An 18,119-nucleotide genomic window follows, 5' to 3' on the forward strand; every position below is an offset into this window, starting at 1 on the left:
ATGGTGATTGAAACTGCGCTAGAAGCTTTCGAAGAAAGCGGTAAACTGCGCTTCACTCTTTCAGGACTGGACCTGCGCGTCGGTCCTCATGCTGCTATGTCCGTTGCCCTTGCGATCCACGAACTTGCGACAAATGCGCTCAAATACGGAGCTCTTTCAGTGCCTGACGGATATGTCGATATTGAATGGTCTGTTGAAGATCAGAAGTTTCGATTTGTTGCAACTTAGGGATGCTTTGAAGCAGGTTGGCGTTGATAGATAGGTTCTGTGGTCGCTACATGCGTTCAAGTCTTACTTAAAAATGAACGCCAGCAGGCTGTGGATGACCGTTGCGCCGCCGATCGGCGCTATGAACAGGACCACGATGTTAAAGCAGATGACCCAGGCCAGGATTTTTTGCTCGCGTGGGCTGAGGTTTGGCTTCGATGGTGTGGGCGGCAGTGGCTCCGGCCTTGGCCCATAGCTCTTCATATCCAGAAACATCGGCGGATCCGCTCATTGGTAGTTCTGATTTGAATACGATCTCAATCGTTGCCGGATCATAGGCCCAGCCGTTCAATCAAAGCGGCTGGGGCGTCGAATATTAGAGGACGAGAATGTCTTCGATGTGGATCGGGAAATTGCGCACGCGCATGCCCGTTGCATGCCAGACGGCATTGGCAATTGCACCTACGGTTCCAGTGATGCCGATTTCGCCGACCCCCTTGACGCCGATGGAGTTGACGTATGGATCATCCTCTGCAACCAGTATGGCTTCCAGCGACGGAACATCTGCGTTCACCGGAACATGATATTCCGCCAGATCAGCGTTCATGACGCGGCCTGTGCGGTGGTCGATGAATGCGGCTTCATGCAAGGCGAACGATGTTCCCCAGATCATCCCGCCATAATACTGACTGCGGACCAGCCGGGGATTGATGACGCGTCCCGCGGCGAAGGCGCCTACCAGTCTGGTGGTGCGGATCTGCCCAAGATCGGGATCGACCTTGACCTCGGCAAACACTGCACCGTGCGAATACATGGCAAACTTTTCGGCATTCTCGGGTTCTCGCATCGACTTCGCTTCGCCGGTAACCTCGCTCTGCTTTGCCCGTATCAGGATGTCGGCAAAACGTTCGCCGCGGCTTTCATCGTCACGACGGACCAATCGTCCGCCTCTGGGAACAACACCGATGTTGCCAGCACCGAATAGTGGGGATGCGGGATCGTTGGCGGCGATTTCCGCAAGCTTTGCGAGCGCATTCAAACCAGCCTTGCTCAAGGCAAGGCCAGCACTGGCGGTGTGGCCTGATCCACCAGCGACCCCGGCATCCGGCAGCGTTGAGACGCCGGATCGGAATTCGATCTCGTGTGCTTCCAGTCCCAGTGCTTCCGCGGCAATCTGAGCCAGTGCTGTCCACGCGCCTTGGCCCATGTCTACGCCGCCGGTTTCCACGAGAACGGAGCCATCCGCCCGCACGGTGGTCCGCGCCTGCGCCGGAAACATGGGGCAGGGGAACACGGCCGTACCCATGCCCCAACCGACGAGCAGCCCATTTTCATCCTGCATCGTGCGCGGTGCGCGCGGGCGCTGTTTCCAACCGAATACCTCTGCGCCGCGCTCATAGCATTCACGCAGTGCCTTGGAAGAGAAGGGTCTGCCGGAGCCTGGCTCGCTCTCGGCGTAATTCAGCAGACGGAATTCGAGCGGATCCAGCCCGCAGGCTTCGGCTGCTTCGTCTATGGCAACTTCAAGCGCGGCGGATCCGCTTGCTTCGCCGGGTGCACGCATCGGTCCGGGAGTGCCGATATCAAGGCGCAGACCTTTGTGCTCTGCCAGCAGCGCATCTGCGGCGTATAACGGAAGCGAAGCATTGGCGGCAGGTTCCAGAAAGTCATCGAAGCTCGATGTGGCAGATATCGAACGGTGATGGATCGCTTTTAGCCTGCCATTCCCGGATAGCCCCATTCGCAACGTTTGCCATGTCTGTCCACGATGACCGACCGGTCCATACATCTGGGCACGGGTCAGCGCCAGTTTGACTGGGCGCTTCAGTTTCCGCGCAGCGGCAATCGCCAGGATCTGCGGGCCATTGAGAATTGCCTTCGAACCGAAACCACCACCGAGAAATGGAGACCGGATGACGACATTCTCGACTGGAATGTCGAAATAGCGCGCATAGGAGGCGCAACTCATGGCCAGCGCCTGATTGGGCATGTCGAGCGTGAGGTGATCGTCGGTCCACTCTGCAACAACAGCATGTGGTTCCATGGCATTGTGATATTGCGCAGGTGTTGAGTATTCCGCTTCGACGATCGTTTCTGATGCGGCGAAGGCGGCATCGAGATCACCGTGGGAGGTGGATGGCGGGCCACCTACTCCAACCGCCTTCGGGTCAAACTCAACGCCGTTGTCGAGTGTGGTGCGTGCTTCCTCTGTCTCATAGGCGGGTTTAAGCAGGCGCGCACCTTCCGTTGCCGCTTCCAGCGTTTCCGCTACCACCAGAGCAATTGGCTGTCCGGCGTAACGGACAGAATGGTTCTGCAAGAGCTCCAGTCGAAAGCCGAAAGGTGGCATCTTTTCATCCGGATCGTGCGCGAAATGCGGTGCGCTATCCGGCGTGAAGATCTCGATGACGCCGGGATGTCGGCTGGCGGCCTCCACATCCATGGCCGTAACGTGGCCGCGGGCGATGGTGGCGCCAACCATGACGGCGTAAGCGAGTTGTGCGGGATGATTGTCCGCGGCATAAGTTGCCTGTCCGGTCACCTTGAGGAGGCCGTCACGCCGGGTCAGGGCTTGGCCTGAGTTTGATCCGTAACGGGTGGTTGGTCTTGCCGAAGTGTCTGACGAATGGTCAAGCGACATGGGCATCTCCTGAGAATGTCGATAACGGCGAGCCAGGAAGTGCTGGCATCGCAGTAGGTGTTCCGGCACTGGCGGCAGACAAGGCTCTGGCGGCAAGGCGTCGCGCAAGTTCGATCTTGAAGGCATTGTTTCCGCTGGGAGAGGCCTCCCGCAAAGCGATGCCGGCGGCATGATCAAAAAGGTCCTTGGACGGCATTTGTCCGATCATCGCTGCTTCCGCCTCTCTCGAACGCCACGGTTTGGCGGCAACGGCGCCGAGGGTCAGGCGAGCCTCTAGAATGCGACCATCCTCAATCATCATGGCGGCGGCTGCCGAAACCACGGCAAAGGCATAGGAGGTACGCTCGCGAAGCTTCAGATAACGGCTATGCGCTGCAAATCGTGATGCGTCTGCCGGGATGCGGATTGCCGTAACCAGTTCGCCTTCTTCGAGTGCGTTTTCCTTGCCCGGTTGATCTCCCGGCAGAAGGTGAAAGCTTTCTATCGGTATCTCGCGGGAGCCTCCCTTGCCAGTTACCTCGACCACCGCGTCAAGCGCCGCAAGCGGGACGCAGAAATCGGAAGGATGGGTGGCGATGCAGTGATCGCTCCAGCCAAGGACCGCGTGTAGGCGATTGAGACCTTGGCGTGCATCGCAGCCAGAGCCAGCATTTCGTCGGTTACAGGCGCTGGCCACATCCTGATAGTAGGAGCAGCGTGTCTTCTGGAGAAGGTTTCCGCCCGCCGTTGCGGCATTGCGCAACTGAGCTGAGGCGCCGGATAGCAAAGCCTCTGCAACCATGGGAAACGTTTTGGCGAAGTGCGTTTCGTAAGCCAGGTCTGAATTGCGCACGAGCGATCCAATGCGCACACTGCCATCCGATAGCCAATTGATGCGCTTCAACTCCTCAAGGCGGGTGATGTCGACGAGCGTAGCCGGTTCTGCAACGCCCATCTTCATTAGATCCACAAGGTTTGTGCCACCCGCCAGAATACGCGCGCCGGGCTTTGCACCGGCGGCAACAGCTTCATCGACTGAGGATGCTCGGACATAGTCGAACAGGTTCATGCCGCATCCCTTTCCTTGGAGGTTGTTGCATCTTTTTCGATCGCGACAAGAACGGCTTCCGTGATGCCCTTATAGGCACCGCATCGACAGATATTGCCGCTCATCAGTTCTCGAACCCGCTCTGGATCACCCGCAGCTTGCCCTTCGGCGATCAGGCCGACGGCACTCATGATCTGCCCCGGCGTGCAATAACCGCACTGCAGGCCATCACACTCAAGAAACGCTGCCTGAACCGGATGAAGTTCATCGCCTGTTGCCAGGCCTTCAATCGTCGTGACGTGAGCCCCATCGACGGTCATTGCGAGCGTAAGACAGGAATTGATCCGGCGACCGTCCACGAGAACGGTACAGGCGCCGCACTGCCCTCGGTCGCAACCCTTCTTGGTTCCGGTCAGTTGCAGGCGTTCACGCAGAAGATCGAGCAGCGTCACGCGTGGATCTTCAAGAACAATCGTTCTTGCGTCTCCATTTATGGTAAGGCTGATGGAGAGTGACATGCGTACCCCATTCAGAAAGAGTGATGTTGAGATTTGAACCGCGATTGATGGTATGTCCGGCAGTTTGAATTTTTGAATTGCCATCGTGGCCGAAAAAGCAGTGCGTCAGCTTCTGCTTTACAAACTCAATATACGGAGGCACCCTCCGTTTAGAAAGAGGCTTAAGTCAGAAATTGGAAATGGTCCCTGAAGCGAAGAAGACAAGACGCAAACCGCGAGCAGACTCGGTGCGTAACCGTGAAATTCTGCTCAAGGCCGCGACGGAAATTTTCAGCGCAGGGGGACCGCAGGCCAGCCTTGAAGCGGTGGCGAAAAAAGCGGGCGTGGGGATAGGTACGCTTTATCGGCACTTCCCGTCACGGGAAGAACTCTTTGAGGCAGTTTACCGCCATGAGGTTGACCAGCTATGCGATCTGGCCTTGACTTTGGGTCATGAGACTGACGCCCTCGCGGCGCTCAGGCAATGGCTTCAGGCCAATGTGAGGCTTGTTGCTACAAAAAAAGGGATGATGCAGACCCTACAATTGGCGGTCTACGGCAACCCCCAACTCAAGGCTTCCTCGACAGCGCGCATGGTGGAAGCACTCGATATGTTGCTCAAACGTGCAATAGCCGAGGGAAGTCTACGAAACGATATCTCAGCGGAGGATCTGCTGCGGACGCTGATCGGGATCTATTACGCGCAACCCGAGGAAAATTGGCAAGCCAAGGCGCTGAAGTTGCTTGACATCTTTCTGGATGGGCTAAGAGCCAAGGCGTGAATAGGCGCCGAGAATGAAACGCTCGGCATCGAACAGATAGTCGCGCAGTATATCTGCTGCCTTAGCTGTCTGACCCGCTTCCAGTTCTGACAGTATCAGCAGGTTCTTGTCCACGTAGCGCGCGTGAAGGTATTCTGGATCGCGCAGCAGGCCGAAGACAAGTCGAAGTTCCAGAGCTATCTGTGCAAAAAACGCATTGAGACGAGGACTGTCCGCCAGCTCGACTACGGCCGCATGATAGGCGATATCGGCGGTTCCGGCCTGCAGCCATTCGCCCGCGTCCCGGTAGCGAACGGCTTCCTCGACTGCGGCCCGCATTTTCGCGACCCCCGGATGCCTGGGGTGAGCGTTGGCTATAGCCTGACATTCGATCATGCGTCGAACATTGTAGATATCAACGATGCTGGCCATGCTTGGAGTGCTGACGAACACCCCCCGATTGGCTTCGTGGCGAAGCAGGCCTTCCTTCGTCAAGAGGCGAAACACCTCTCGCAACGTATTGCGCGAAATGCCCAGTTCATCACACAGAGCAATTTCCGAGAGATGGCTGCCCGCTGTCAAACAGCCCGAAATGACACGTTCCCGAATTTTGCCAGCAATGCGTTCAGCCAGGGTTTGGACTGGCTCGCTCGCCTGTCCCGACTTGTCTGTCGGCATCGCCTTCTTCATGCGTCAGTTATTCCATCGGTGATAGTAAAGATGCGGATCGATAGCATCAAGCCTTGGCGCCGTCACGTGTAATTCAGCTTCGCATTTCCGCCGTAGCCAATGCATGGTAGGCAGATAGCCATTGGATCACGACGAGGGCGAACGGATGGTTCGACTTTTCCAAAAGACCTACGACCGGATGTTCGACCGCGTGATGAACCTGCTTCGAGATGGTGATCTGGCCGAAGTCTGGAGCTTCGATGACAGGCAAACTCGCCTTCAGATGGAGGTCGAGGCCAAAAGCCGCGGGATCGAGTTACGCGCACGTTCTGCCTACAAGCCGCTGGTGAATGCTTTTCTGGAAGAAATTGACCTGTCGGACGTGACCGCGGTCAGCGTCAGCTATCCCGTCTCGTCGTTCGCGGATGCGAAACGGTTTCGTCTCGAGGCATATCCCCTGGCGGCCCTTGTTGGATCTCGATCCCTTGAGTTGCGACCGAAGGCGGTCGGTGAGGATCTGTGCTACGATGTTGAACTTTCCGTCGGGAACGACGTCCATACCCGCGCGATCTATGCGCCAAACCGCGTTTACCGCGACCTGACGGGACAGCAGGTCTTGGCGCCGACTGGCTGGCTCAGAGTGCCAGCGCGAGGCCTCGATCAACGGATAGAGACGGATTTCGAGGAGATCTACAAGGATGCGATGGCGGTCATCGCCGCCCATGCATGGAGAAGCGAGGGGCCGTTTTTCGAGGAGTTGAACTTCTCCGTCCAACTCCCGCAGATGGATGAGCCACTGCCGTCCCTGGATGAAACCATGAGCCTGCGTGAAGCGCTACATGAGGATCTGTATTTCTCTGCCCTCGAATATTTCACGCTGAAGTCCGGCAAGATGCTCGGTGATCGCAATGTCAGGCCGGGACAGATCGTGCCCGAAATTATCTTCGCAACCGGGTGCCCCGAGCTCTCGATAGAACTCCGGCCCTATGATCGGCGCGCGCGAATAGGCGAGGCCCAGCCTCTTGACGAAGCGCAGCAGGCGCTTGGCGAGGCGCAGATCGTGACCGAACTCAATAGCCTGCCAGGAGAAACACTCACTTGCGAGACGGTTGTGGGTCGCCTGGTTCATGCGCGCTATCTGAAGGGGACAGACGCGCCTATCCTGATCAGCGGCGGGCAACATGCGAATGAGACATCCGGAATAGTGGGGGCGCTGCGTGCGGCTCGCATTCTATCAACCTCGTCTGCCGCCCATTTCACCGTCATTCCTTGCGAGAATCCTGACGGTCATGCCTTGCAAGGACGGTTGTCTGCTGGAAACCCTTCTCATATGAGCCATGCCGCACGTTACACTGCGCTCGGAGACGATCTGGAATATCGCAATGGGTCTGATGACGCGCTCATCTTCGAAAAGCGCTTGCGAATACAGGCCCAGGGACAAACAGGCGCTAGGCTGCACATTAATCTGCACGGATACCCCGCACACGAATGGACCAGACCTTTGACCGGTTATGTGCCGCGTGGCTTCCCGGCGTGGATGATCCCGAAGGGGTTCTTTCTCATCCTGCGGCATCATGAGAAAGCAATGGTTGAAGCGATGGCGTTGCTGGATAGAGTGACGCGCCGGTTGGCGAGCCAGAAAGAATTGATGGATATGAACGGTCGCCAGCGCGCACTCTTCGAAATGCATGCCGGACCGAACGGCTTTACGCTTGTGAACGGGTTTCCGTGCATGATCACAGTCAGCGATCAGGGTCTTTTCCCCGTGACCTTGATCACGGAATATCCGGATGAGACGCTCTATGGCACGCCATTTATTGCCGCGCATACAGTGCAAATGGAAACCGTTCTCGCAGCGTATCAGTCCTGGCAGGAAATTCGAAGGTCTGCATCAACGTAAGATGATTGCGCGGAAGTCATTGACGTTCGTTCCGGTCGGTCCAGTGACGAACAAGTCGCCAATTGCTTCGAAGGCTGGATAGCTGTCATTCCGACTCAGGAGTTCCCGGGCATCGATACCAGCTTCGCGCATGCGCTGCACGGTTGTGCCGTCAACAAAGGCGCCGGCATTACTCTCCGATCCGTCAATGCCGTCGGTATCCGCAGCGATCAGGCTTGCCTCCAAATCCTGAAGCCCCAAGGCGGCGGCCAGTGCAAATTCCCCATTGCGCCCACCACGCCCTCCCTGTCCCCGGATCGTCACCGTTGTCTCGCCACCTGAAATCAGAACGCAAGGCCTGCTGAATGGTCTACCACGCTGATAGATCTCGCGCGCAAGCGCTGCATGAACGTTCGCGACGTCCCGTGCTTCGCCTTCGATGGAATCCGACAGAATGTGGGGCGTGATGCCGGCTTGCGAGGCCGTCAAAGCTGCGGCTTCCAGCGAGAGACGTGCCGACGCGATGATGCTGATGGAATTGCGCGCAAACTTCGGGTCGGCCGGAAGAGGAGCATCCGCACCTGCCGACTGGAGATGTGCCATCATCCGCGGGGACAGTGAAATTGCGTATTGCTCGATGATCGCTAGTGCGTCTGCTCGCCTGGTGGAGTCGGGAACGGTTGGGCCGGAGCCGACAAAGGCCGGATTGTCACCGGGTATGTCGGACACGATGAGACTTGCGACCCGCGCCTTTGTTGCTGCCGCCAGCCGACCGCCCTTGATGCCGGAGAAATGCTTGCGTACCGTGTTCATTGCCGATATCGGCGCGCCAGACGCGAGGAGAGACTCGTTCAACGCAATCTCGTCATCCAGCGTCAGCCCGTTGGGCGGGCAGGGCAGGAGCGCAGAAGCGCCGCCGCATATTAGCGCTATGACGAGATCTTCTTCGTTAAGATTACTGATGGTGTCGAAGAGGCGTTGGGTCGCATCCAACCCTGCTGCATCTGGAACAGGATGGGCAGCCTCGACAACATCGATGAAGCGGGTGCTGCATCCATAGCCGTAGCGGGTCACGACGACGCCGGTCAAAGGTTTCGGCCAGAGCTCTTCCAGTGCTGCGGCCATCTGGGCGGCCCCTTTGCCTGCTCCGATCACCACCGTTCTTCCGGAGGTTTGCGGCTCAGGGAGATGACGCGCTAAAGCGCTCTTGGGATCTGCAGCGCTAACCGCTGCCCGAAACATTGCCGCCAATAACGTCCGGTCATGCATGCCAAGCTCCCCACAATGCGTGGCAATCAGCCTACAGTCCAGCCATCAACTGTCAATCCGCAAGGTTGCTCGGCTTGATTGAATTAGTAATATTTCACATTTTCGGGAACAGCGCGGCGATTTTCGCATTCTGTCATTCGAGTTCACGACAGGAGAGCGGCCTTGAAAACCTTAGCGAATCTTGCGCTCAATTTGACGCTCGCGGTTGTTCCGTTCGGCATTGCGATCGCCATTGCGGATGAAGCCCTGAAGGAAAACCAGCCCGTTTCGAGCCTCGATATGAGTGCGCCAGAGTTGTGGACAACGCAGCCGGTAGCAGTGAATGACACGTCCCGTTTTGAACGAGTGCCAGGCGTTCAGTATGCTGAGGTGAAGTCGGTGGAAGACCCTGCAAAGCTGATTGCAGGGTCCCGCGCGCTTCCGGCCCAATCGGATATTTTTCAGGAAGCGGTCGCAGCTTCAAAGATCGACATTGCGGGCATTGACGCCTGCAGCAATCGCTATCGATCCTATCGATTGGAGGACAATACCTATCAGCCATTTGATGGCGGCCCTCGCAGATTGTGCGCCCTACGAAATGATGGATCTGAAACGGCCAACGTGTCCGACACGCAGCTATACGCATCCGGTGCTGTCATGGACGACTCGAGGGATCCGGTAACCGCCTCAACTACACATGCAGAATGGTGCTCTGCCCGCTACCGGTCTTACGACGTTTCAACGAACAGCTATCAGCCATTTTCGGGCGGACGGCGAACCTGCGTGTCGCCCTACAATTGAGGTAACAATGCCCCGCAAATTCGTTTCAGCAATGGCCCGCTCGGACCGTCGCAATACGATTGATGTTGTCGGCAGACAGATTGCTCGACATCTCGTCTTGAAGTTGTTTAATCAGTGCGGCGCGTGCTGTATCCATGTGTTCCGCTGCAGTTTGTGATCCCAGCGTATGCGCGATCGATACAGCGTAACCTATCATGTTGATCAGCGCGAAGAATTCATCGCGACGTTCGTTGTTTTCGAAATTCATGGAAACCACGTTCATTGAGCTTGCCTCGTTCCAACTGTTGGAACCATTGCATAGCTTTGCGTTGCAGGCGCGTTGCAAAAGCGTTGCACACGTCGGGCGCGTTTCTTCAGTGATGAAATAAAGCTTTAATTGCTCATATTTCTCCGTAGAGGCGCCGCCATGTTGGCGTGGTATGGAAAGTCCATTCAGGCGGGGCCCTGCGATCGTCTTCGCAAAGCTGAAGCTCTTGGATGAGCATCAGGGCATCCTCTCGCTTCTGATCGACAGAGCAGTCGGTAAGCATTTCACGAATACGGTCCATCGAAAAAGAGCTTGCCTGTGCAATGCGTTTCCAGGTGCGCTCCTTAAAGAAGAGTGCGCGTGATGCCGAAGCCAGAGCGTCTCTCTCATGCTCATCGATGAAAGATCGCTCAAGCGCCTTGCCAAGCGTTGCGTCAATATTGACGAGCGGAATGGTAAGGGGTGGATAGTTCAGCTCGGCGGGGCCGTGCAGTAGCGCCACATCGCCATCATCAAAACGCAGGCCCTCCTGGTAATCCTCAAAGATCCGGCCAATGCCCTTCATGCCGAAGGCCGCGCATTCGCAAGCTCTAAGTGCTCCCATGCTCGCAGCACCCAATACCGTGCAACCGCAACTGAGTGCGTAGAGAATTTCCTTGTGCCACACTGGCGCGACATATTCGAAATAGCCATCAACGATGCCGATGACGGTGGCGCCGGCGGAAACGGCGTCCATGACATCTCCCTGCTTTGCAGGAGGTGCAATGATAATATTGGTACCATTGCCAGTTTGCTCGGCTGCGTCGGGAAGCGTGGGCCCTACAAAGACGATCTTCATTGCAGAGCCTTCGACAGAGCCCGCGCGCCATAGCGGGTTCGCCGCTCGCCTTCCGGGTTTTCGAGATCCGGCGCCACAACTTTAACGACTGATACTGGTAACCAGCCAGGGGTCAGATCGACGGCATAGAGTTTTCTCTGGCCTGATTTCTGCAATGCCGAAAGAACAAGATCGAGCGCCTGTTCCGGAGAGTGTGCATCGGTGAGCCCGGAATCCGATAAAGTTGCTTTGCACTGGCTCTCGAATGCGAGTTTATGGTCATCTGAGAGCGGACGCTGATACAATTCCGGAAAGAGATCGTCTCGAGCGCCAGCGATGAATGTCATTCGAGACTGTGCCGCCTCTGTAACGGCGCGTATCGCTGCAGCCTCCAGCGATAGTCCTGCACCTGCGCCGAGCGTGACATCGACATGTCGCAAGCCTCTGCCGTCAAGCTGTTGTGGTCCGAGCATGGCGCACGCGACAGGGATTCCTGTATCGTTCGTAATATCGAAAAGGGCGATCTGCATCTGCGCCTGTTGAATACGCCGGAGCAGGCCAACCATTTCTGGGCCGCCTGTGTCAGGATCGATGCGCTCTTCAAAGCGCATGGGAGAACGAGTCACTTCCCACAGGGTCAGTGCATCGCGCTCTACGCGTTCCAGCAATCCGTGCAGTATTGCTTCTGTCTGGGTGTTTCCGGATGCCAATCCGTCTGAACTTTGCCAATAACGAGGCCGCAGAATCGTTCGGTCCATGGTGACCGCCTGATGGGGCAGGCAGACTTGCGTTCCCATCAAGAGATCTTTGGCCAATGCCCAGTCGATGATCTCATCGTCTTTAAGTACGTTGGCCCCCGGCGCGAGGAGGCAGTCCAGGCAATCGAAGTTCCGCCCGATCCGGCGAAGATCTGCTGGAGAAGCGCGCATTGTTTCGCAAGCAGCCTGGGAAGCGATTGATCTTTCAATCGCTTCCATGACTGCAGAGATTTTGGCGCTGCCGTCGTCGAGGCCCTTTCCATTCGCAATTACGATGGACTTGGCGTTGGGCGTGAACGCGCACCAAACTGGAATCCCGATGCGATCGAGATCCGTCTGACGTGCGACACGCGTAATTCCAAGTCTGGAAAGAAAAGCGGCTACTTTTCCATAAGTCTCCGCAGCAGAACAGGTACGAAGAAGCAAGTCCTTCTTAGCTTTCGTGGAAGCTCGAAGCGATGGATGAAGAGGACTCAAGCGCAATCGCAGCCTTGACACCCTTGGTCACGACTGCACCTGATTGCGCAAGCGTAATCAAAGATGCAAGCTCGCCGGTTGGCTGACCGGTGACCGGCACAACCGTCCCAGCCTCGAGATCCGCTGCATATAGCTGGCTCTCACCCACGATGCTCAGAATAACCAATTTTGCCATGCTTTTCTCCTTTAAAAACCGGCTTTAATAAGCCCTTCACGATACATTTCTGTCTGCCACTTCTCCTTGTGTGGCAGCACTGCAACCCAGCGTTCCAAATCAAAATCCGGGTTGTTTCTGAGAACACGCAGCCTGTAAGTTCGAGCCTTACCGGTATCGCCTAGCATGGCCCAGCAGGCCGCTGCCAGCCGATCTGCCGGTTTGCTGTCTCGCATGCGTCCGATAAAATCAAGCGCTTTGCCGAACTCCCCTAGAAAATAGCATGCGCCCGCGGCCGCCCAGAAATAGGGATCCGGGGGCAAGGGGTTCAGTTCGATCGAACTCAAGACTTTGCGGAGTGCATCTGCCGGTTTGCTGGCATGTACCAAGCTATCCGCATGACTGAAGAGTACATCTGCATAATGCGGGCTTAAGGTTTCGGCCTTTTCAAGTGCCTCAAGACTTTCATCGATCCGTCCCATGAACAAGTGACTGACACCGACTTCCTTGAAGGCTCCTGCCGACTGGTCGTTGTTGCTGACAGCTTGATCGGCAAGCCTAACTGCCTGTTGCAACAGTTCCTGATCGCCGCGTGCTGTCAGTATCCATTCCATGCTGAAGGTCCGCGAAAGGCCAGCAAGCGACGAAGCAAAGTTCCGATCAATCTCAAGCGAGGCTTTGAAGTGTCTTCTTGCGCGCCTTATGGACGGCAGAGACATGTGCGATAGATCCTGTAATCCCCGAAGAAAGGAAACGTAGGCTTCGGGCTGGTTGCTGACGTCCAAAGCCATGGTCTGTGTCGAATGCAACTGTCTGACAAGAGACGTCTGGACTGCATCGGTTATGGTTTGTCGCTGACCCGCTATTTCGCCGGGATCAAGCTTGAAACGCGTCGCCCAGATAATTTCATCTGTCGGCAGGAATACGAGTTGAACGAACAGAGCATCCTCGGTTCGCTGCGTATCCAAGACGTAAGTTATCTTATGGCGTTCGAGAATGGCCGCCTTGTCGCGTGAACTCCGAATTCGTTCGGACGTGTAGGGTGCCACGACAGAAACCGCCCTGCTGGCACATAGCCCGATTGTCAGATCTTCGATCAGCGCGTTAGCGACTGAACCTGCCTTTTGTGCGCTGACTGCCGTATCCGGCGGAAGGAGTGCTATCCGCGGCACTAGCCAGAGATCACCGGACGGCGGAGGTGCCATGAACTTTTGTGCTTCGGACGGCTGTGCCGCAACGCGTTGCTGCTCCTGTCCCTCTGTTACAGAGATACGTCGGCGAATCTCCTCGTCGCCCGGATCGTGTTCCAACAACAGGACTGCCGCACGCCTAAGATCCGAGCGTGCTATTTTTTCAGGGTTATCGGCCGCCTTCAGGAATTGCTGGCGCAGAAAAGCAACGTGACGCTGTCTGACATCTTTCACCCAGATGGAAAGTTGCGCAGACGTGCGGCCTTCCATGGGCAGGAACACCTTGGCGACGGCATCGCTGCAAAGATTGAGATTGTCGGCAGAGATTTCGGCTGTTTCGAATTCCAGGTCACAAGTCAGAGCTTGATGATTCAGCGTAAGGTAGGCGCCGTCCGCTTCAATCACGGGCGCCCTGTTCTCGCCAATTGCTTGAGACAATCTGCGCAGGGCGGAGCGAAGATTTGTTGAAGCGGCATCGGGATTGCCCGACCATATGAGCTGCGCAGCGCTCCTGCGCGCAACCTGTGTTTCTGACGAGTACAAGTATGCAAGCAAAACCAGAGACAGGTAAGGCGCGGCAATTGTCTGCCCCGCCTCATCCCGCAATTGGCAGCCGCCCAGAGTGGTCAGCCGTAAGGACATATTGCACTCAATGCGAAGCGAATGTCAGATCGCTCACATCTGCAAGTACAGACTGTTCTTTGGAAAGACTACGAACAAGCCCCAGAATGGACTGGCGAACACGCTTGTCTTCAATGGCTGCAAAAGCGGCAGCAAGCGCAACGCATTCTTTGGAATTCATGAAATCAGCTGAGGATTCCTGCTTGCCATCGTCTTCCATGGCGCCCGGACTTCCTTCAAAGAAGAAAGGGATCGGAACATTCAGTATTTCTGCAATATGCTGGAGCCGACTTGCACCGACGCGATTTGCACCCTTTTCGTATTTCTGAACTTGCTGAAACGTAATGCCGAGACTATCGCCCAGCTTTTCTTGACTCATCCCCAACATAGTGCGGCGAAGACGAATACGAGAGCCGACATGAACATCTATCGGATTTGGAGTTTTCTTTACCATTTTAGATCCGGAAAAACATCTACCTGTACGTACATTGCGCTTATTTTGTTCCTGACGCAACTATTTTCCGTTGACTGGGAATTAGATTCTCGATCTCCTGTTGCATTCTTGCGCGAAATTGATGGAATGCGACTTGGCATTAACTTGTCAATGGAGAGGTTGTGGATCGGCTCAGGTTAGTAGTGCTTGAATGGATCCGGTAACGGGATTTATGCCGCGCATCGCCAGTATGTTCTAGCGTGGGCGCAAATGCAGAACCGGGTGTTCGCTGTTTTTGAAAAGTAGTTTCCTCCATTCGGCTGATTCTTTTGGAGCATTTAGATTAGCTAGGTGCGACGGTCGCGACGATGCGCGTCGTTCAAGTCGCTATGAATGATTTATGATTCATTAACCAGTTGCAGCACAAGAAATGTGTTAAAGACTCAGGTGAATTCATGTTGAACCGACCCCTATTCCGCCGTGCGGACGACCTGGACGATTTCGTCGATCTCAGTTCCGTCCCTCGCCATCGCTTTATCCACAATAATGCCTTCATTGCGCGGCTCCGAAAGGCTGTCGATTTTGATTACGTCATGGTCAGCGGTCTGGATATCGAGGGCTTTCACTTTGGGACCGCACAATCAATTGATACTGATTTTCCGCCGGCATTTCTGGAAGCCTATTACGAAGACAAGTTCTACCTGACTGATCCTTTTGTCATCGCCTGCAAAAAAGCACATCGCGTTGTTCTAGAGTCAGAGGTGGTCAGGGGTGCACTTCCGAACGGGCGTCTTGCCTATTTGCTTGAGACCTTCAATGTCAGAAACAGGACAGTCTTCCCCATTCGCAGAGGCGATCTTGTCTATGGGTCGGTGGGTTTTACGCGTTCGGTCCCATTTGACGCTGACGAGATTGCCTTTCTCCATGCTATTGCGCAGGCCACGCACCACGAAATTACCGGTCCATTGATGCGAAAGTTCGCAGCGATTGAACTCAAGCTTTCCCAAGGGGAAGTGACTTGTCTTCGATTGGCGTCCGGCGGTCTGACAAGCGAGCAGATAGCAAGTGAAAGCGGATACCAGGCGGATACCGTTAATACTTACATCAAAAATGCAACGAAAAAGGTCGGAGCCACAAATCGGACGCAAGCCATCGCCGAGGCAATTCGTAGAGGTTTGATTGACTGATACGCCTCCCCAGTGACGGTGACTCCTTTTGCTTTTCAAACGGCGGTGAATCTGAATCTCTGGAGCAAACCGGAGGTGAGAGCGGCGGTGCAAATTAGTCCACGGTAGCGGCGGGATAGTCCCGCCTCGGGCGGCGTAAAAGTCGGCCACCTATTTTCCTTCTGTGACGCATGCAGGAGGGCTGGGGATTTATACCGTGGAACTTTATCTGAGGGTTCGTTTGGCTTGTTCTGAAGGAATGAGCCGGCGTCAGGCTGCAAAGCATTTCAACATTTCGCGCGACAGCGTTTCCAAGATGCTGTCCTATTCGACGCCACCCGGCTATCAGCGGCAATCACCGATCCGGCGGCCCAAGCTTGATGCGTTTGTTTCGACGATCGATCACTGGCTTGATGAGGACGTGAAGCTGCCGCGCAAGCAGCGCCATACGGCCAAGCGTGTGTTCGACCGGCTACGTGACGAGTGCGGGTTCACGGGCGGTTACACGATCATCAAGGACTATATGCGTGAGCGGGATCAGCGTCGCCAGGAGGTGTTTGTGCCATTGGCTCATCCACCAGGCCATGCGCAGGCCGATTTCGGCGAAGCGATGGTGGTGATTGGCGGCGTGGAGCAGAAGGCGCATTTCTTCGTGCTCGATCTGCCTCATAGCGACGGCTGCTACGTGCGGGCCTACCCTGCAGCCGTGGCAGAGGCCTGGATCGACGGCCACGTCCATGCATTCGCCTTCTTCGGGGCCGTGCCGCAATCGATCGTCTACGACAATGACCGCTGCCTTGTTGCGAAGATCCTGCCCGATGGCGCCCGCAAGCGGGCAACACTGTTCAGCGGGTTTCTGTCCCACTACCTGATCCGGGATCGTTACGGGCGGCCAGGCAAGGGCAACGACAAGGGAAACGTCGAGGGGCTCGTTGGCTATAGCAGGCGCAACTTCATGGTTCCGATCCCGCAGTTTCCGACATGGGAAGCGTTCAATACCTTTCTGGAAGAGCAGTGCCGCAAACGCCAGCGCGACCGGCTGCGCGGCGAGAGCGAGACGATCGGAGAACGGCTGCAGCGTGATCTGGCCGCCATGCGCCCCTTGCCGGCGTCGCCGTTTGATGCCTGCGACCAGGCGAGTGCGAAAGTCACGGCCCAGTCGTTCGTTCGCTACAAGACCAACGACTATTCCGTCCCGGTCGCCTACGGCCATCAGGATGTTTGGGTCCGCGGCTATGTCGATGCAGTGGTGATCGGCTGCCACGGCGAGGTCATTGCTCGCCATCCGCGGTGCTGGGAGCGCGAAGACGTCATCTTCGACCCTGTTCATTATCTGCCGCTGATCGAGCAGAAGATCAATTCGCTGGATCAGGCGGCCCCTCTCCAGGGTTGGGACCTGCCAGAGGAATTCGCCACGCTGCGCCGTCTGATGGAGGGCCGCATGGCCAAGCATGGCCGGCGTGAGTATGTTCAGGTCCTGCGCCTGCTGGAGAGCTTTGAGCTTGCCGACCTTCACGCGGCGGTGAAGCAGGGCCTCCAACTCGGAGCCATCGGCTTTGACGCCGTCAAGCATCTGATCCTGTGCCGGGTGGAACGCCGGCCGCCGCGACTGAACCTGTCCATCTATCCCTACCTGCCGAGGGCGACGGTCGAGACGACCTCGGCGAAGGCCTACATGCGCCTCCTGTCGTCGGATGCGGGAGAAGCGGCATGAGCACCGAAGCGCCGGAGATCCTTCTCGCACACTATCTCAAGACCCTGAAGCTGCCGACATTCCAGCGTGAGTATCAGAAGCTGGCCCGGCTGTGCGCCACCGAAGGCGTCGATCATGTCGGATACCTATTCCGGCTTGCCGAGCGGGAGATGATCGAACGGGATCGCCGTAAGGTCGAACGCCGCATCAAGGCGGCCAAGTTCCCGGTCGTCAAAAGCCTCGACAGTTTCGACTTCGCAGCCATCCCCAAGCTCAACAAGATGCAGGTGCTGGAACTGGCGCGTTGCGAGTGGATCGAGCGGCGGGAGAATGTCATCGCCCTCGGGCCAAGCGGTACAGGTAAGACCCATGCGGCGCTCGGCCTCGGCCTGGCCGCATGCCAGAAGGGTCTATCCGTCGGCTTCACCACCGCCGCCGCGCTGGTCAGCGAGATGATGGAGGCCCGTGACGAGCGGCGACTGCTACGGCTCCAGAAACAGATGTCCGCCTACCAGCTTCTCATCATCGATGAACTGGGCTTTGTGCCGCTTTCCAAAACCGGCGCAGAGTTGCTCTTCGAGTTGATCTCGCAACGCTATGAACGCGGCGCCACTCTGATCACCAGCAATCTTCCGTTTGACGAATGGACCGAGACCTTGGGGTCGGAGCGTCTCACCGGCGCTCTGCTCGACCGTATCACCCACCATGTCAGCATCCTCGAGATGAACGGCGACAGCTATCGTCTCGCCCAAAGCCGCGCCCGAAAGGCCGGCTGAGACCTCTCAAAAAATCGCCGCGCGCGCATGAGACCCCCGCTCGGGCTACGCCCTCCC

19 protein-coding genes are annotated in these 18,119 nt (G+C 56.6%); 7 read left to right on the top strand and 12 right to left on the bottom strand.

Going from position 1 to position 18,119, the window contains the following annotated elements:
• On the top strand, nucleotides 1–228 hold the full coding sequence (locus E8M78_RS01545; RefSeq protein WP_137133384.1) for a sensor histidine kinase: 228 nt from the start codon (nucleotides 1–3) through the stop codon (nucleotides 226–228).
• Nucleotides 229–291: 63 nt separating this feature from the next.
• On the opposite strand, the gene E8M78_RS01550 is transcribed toward E8M78_RS01545, so the two are convergent.
• The 4 genes from E8M78_RS01550 to E8M78_RS01565 all read right to left on the bottom strand — a co-directional run bounded on the left by E8M78_RS01550 (nucleotide 292) and on the right by E8M78_RS01565 (nucleotide 4,393).
• Nucleotides 292–483: a hypothetical protein gene (locus tag E8M78_RS01550; protein ID WP_137133385.1), complete on the bottom strand. Its 192-nt coding sequence runs from the start codon at nucleotides 481–483 to the stop codon at nucleotides 292–294.
• A gap of 100 nt (nucleotides 484–583) precedes the next feature.
• Entirely contained in the window at nucleotides 584–2,848 is a 2,265-nt protein-coding gene (locus tag E8M78_RS01555) for a xanthine dehydrogenase family protein molybdopterin-binding subunit (RefSeq protein ID WP_137133386.1), read from the bottom strand.
• The gene (locus tag E8M78_RS01560; protein WP_137133387.1) at nucleotides 2,838–3,896 is read right to left on the bottom strand and encodes a xanthine dehydrogenase family protein subunit M; all 1,059 of its coding nucleotides are present in this window, start codon (nucleotides 3,894–3,896) and stop codon (nucleotides 2,838–2,840) included. The genes E8M78_RS01555 and E8M78_RS01560 overlap by 11 nt, the downstream gene beginning before the upstream one ends.
• Nucleotides 3,893–4,393 carry a (2Fe-2S)-binding protein gene (locus tag E8M78_RS01565; RefSeq protein WP_137133388.1) on the bottom strand — a complete coding sequence of 167 codons (501 nt, stop codon included), beginning with the start codon at nucleotides 4,391–4,393 and terminating at the stop codon, nucleotides 3,893–3,895. Before E8M78_RS01565 ends, E8M78_RS01560 begins: the two co-directional genes overlap by 4 nt.
• Nucleotides 4,394–4,572: 179 nt before the next feature.
• Here E8M78_RS01565 and E8M78_RS01570 point away from each other — a divergent pair, with 179 nt between their 5' ends.
• Complete coding sequence (locus E8M78_RS01570) at nucleotides 4,573–5,154, top strand: TetR/AcrR family transcriptional regulator (protein ID WP_137133389.1); 582 nt, start codon at nucleotides 4,573–4,575, stop codon at nucleotides 5,152–5,154.
• On the opposite strand, the gene E8M78_RS01575 is transcribed toward E8M78_RS01570, so the two are convergent.
• The gene (locus E8M78_RS01575) at nucleotides 5,137–5,823 is read right to left on the bottom strand and encodes a GntR family transcriptional regulator (RefSeq protein ID WP_137133390.1); all 687 of its coding nucleotides are present in this window, start codon (nucleotides 5,821–5,823) and stop codon (nucleotides 5,137–5,139) included. The two genes, E8M78_RS01570 and E8M78_RS01575, sit on opposite strands and share 18 nt — an antisense overlap.
• A gap of 145 nt (nucleotides 5,824–5,968) precedes the next feature.
• Between E8M78_RS01575 and E8M78_RS01580 the strand changes: the two genes are divergently transcribed.
• Nucleotides 5,969–7,702: a peptidase M14 gene (locus E8M78_RS01580; protein WP_137133391.1), complete on the top strand. Its 1,734-nt coding sequence runs from the start codon at nucleotides 5,969–5,971 to the stop codon at nucleotides 7,700–7,702.
• Here the strand turns inward: E8M78_RS01580 and E8M78_RS01585 are convergent.
• Nucleotides 7,694–8,950, bottom strand: coding sequence for a glycerate kinase (locus E8M78_RS01585; RefSeq protein ID WP_137133392.1), 1,257 nt, complete (start codon nucleotides 8,948–8,950; stop codon nucleotides 7,694–7,696). The genes E8M78_RS01580 and E8M78_RS01585 overlap by 9 nt on opposite strands.
• A 162-nt stretch (nucleotides 8,951–9,112) precedes the next feature.
• On the opposite strand from E8M78_RS01585, the gene E8M78_RS01590 reads away from it, so the two are divergent.
• Nucleotides 9,113–9,730, top strand: coding sequence for a BA14K family protein (locus E8M78_RS01590; protein ID WP_137133393.1), 618 nt, complete (start codon nucleotides 9,113–9,115; stop codon nucleotides 9,728–9,730).
• A gap of 25 nt (nucleotides 9,731–9,755) precedes the next feature.
• Here the strand turns inward: E8M78_RS01590 and E8M78_RS01595 are convergent, their stop codons facing one another.
• The 6 genes from E8M78_RS01595 to E8M78_RS01620 all read right to left on the bottom strand — a co-directional run bounded on the left by E8M78_RS01595 (nucleotide 9,756) and on the right by E8M78_RS01620 (nucleotide 14,448).
• Nucleotides 9,756–9,992, bottom strand: a complete 237-nt coding sequence (locus E8M78_RS01595; RefSeq protein WP_137133394.1) for a hypothetical protein — start codon at nucleotides 9,990–9,992, stop codon at nucleotides 9,756–9,758.
• 118 nt (nucleotides 9,993–10,110) lie between these two features.
• On the bottom strand, nucleotides 10,111–10,815 hold the full coding sequence (locus tag E8M78_RS01600) for a TfuA-like protein (RefSeq protein ID WP_137133395.1): 705 nt from the start codon (nucleotides 10,813–10,815) through the stop codon (nucleotides 10,111–10,113).
• A complete protein-coding gene (locus E8M78_RS01605; RefSeq protein ID WP_246658181.1) occupies nucleotides 10,812–12,050 on the bottom strand; it encodes a YcaO-like family protein in 1,239 nt (412 codons plus the stop codon). The genes E8M78_RS01600 and E8M78_RS01605 overlap by 4 nt, the downstream gene beginning before the upstream one ends.
• Nucleotides 11,986–12,204 carry a hypothetical protein gene (locus E8M78_RS01610; protein ID WP_137133397.1) on the bottom strand — a complete coding sequence of 73 codons (219 nt, stop codon included), beginning with the start codon at nucleotides 12,202–12,204 and terminating at the stop codon, nucleotides 11,986–11,988. The genes E8M78_RS01605 and E8M78_RS01610 overlap by 65 nt, the downstream gene beginning before the upstream one ends.
• Nucleotides 12,205–12,215: 11 nt before the next feature.
• Nucleotides 12,216–14,015 (bottom strand): hypothetical protein, encoded by a 1,800-nt coding sequence (locus tag E8M78_RS01615; protein WP_246658182.1) that lies wholly within the window; start codon nucleotides 14,013–14,015, stop codon nucleotides 12,216–12,218.
• A gap of 7 nt (nucleotides 14,016–14,022) precedes the next feature.
• Nucleotides 14,023–14,448 carry a helix-turn-helix transcriptional regulator gene (locus E8M78_RS01620; RefSeq protein WP_137133398.1) on the bottom strand — a complete coding sequence of 142 codons (426 nt, stop codon included), beginning with the start codon at nucleotides 14,446–14,448 and terminating at the stop codon, nucleotides 14,023–14,025.
• A 395-nt stretch (nucleotides 14,449–14,843) separates the two neighbouring features.
• Between E8M78_RS01620 and E8M78_RS01625 the strand changes: the two genes are divergently transcribed.
• The 3 genes from E8M78_RS01625 (at nucleotide 14,844) to istB (ending at nucleotide 18,062) form a co-directional block, all read left to right on the top strand.
• A complete protein-coding gene (locus E8M78_RS01625) occupies nucleotides 14,844–15,614 on the top strand; it encodes a LuxR C-terminal-related transcriptional regulator (RefSeq protein WP_246658183.1) in 771 nt (256 codons plus the stop codon).
• Nucleotides 15,615–15,810: 196 nt separating this feature from the next.
• The gene (gene istA / locus E8M78_RS01630) at nucleotides 15,811–17,307 is read left to right on the top strand and encodes an IS21 family transposase (RefSeq protein WP_137133399.1); all 1,497 of its coding nucleotides are present in this window, start codon (nucleotides 15,811–15,813) and stop codon (nucleotides 17,305–17,307) included.
• A complete protein-coding gene (gene istB, locus E8M78_RS01635) occupies nucleotides 17,304–18,062 on the top strand; it encodes an IS21-like element helper ATPase IstB (protein WP_137133400.1) in 759 nt (252 codons plus the stop codon). The genes istA and istB overlap by 4 nt, the downstream gene beginning before the upstream one ends.
• Nucleotides 18,063–18,119 lie beyond the last annotated feature (57 nt).

The organism is Rhizobium sp. FKY42, assembly GCF_005222835.1.
Classification (GTDB): domain Bacteria; phylum Pseudomonadota; class Alphaproteobacteria; order Rhizobiales; family Rhizobiaceae; genus Neorhizobium.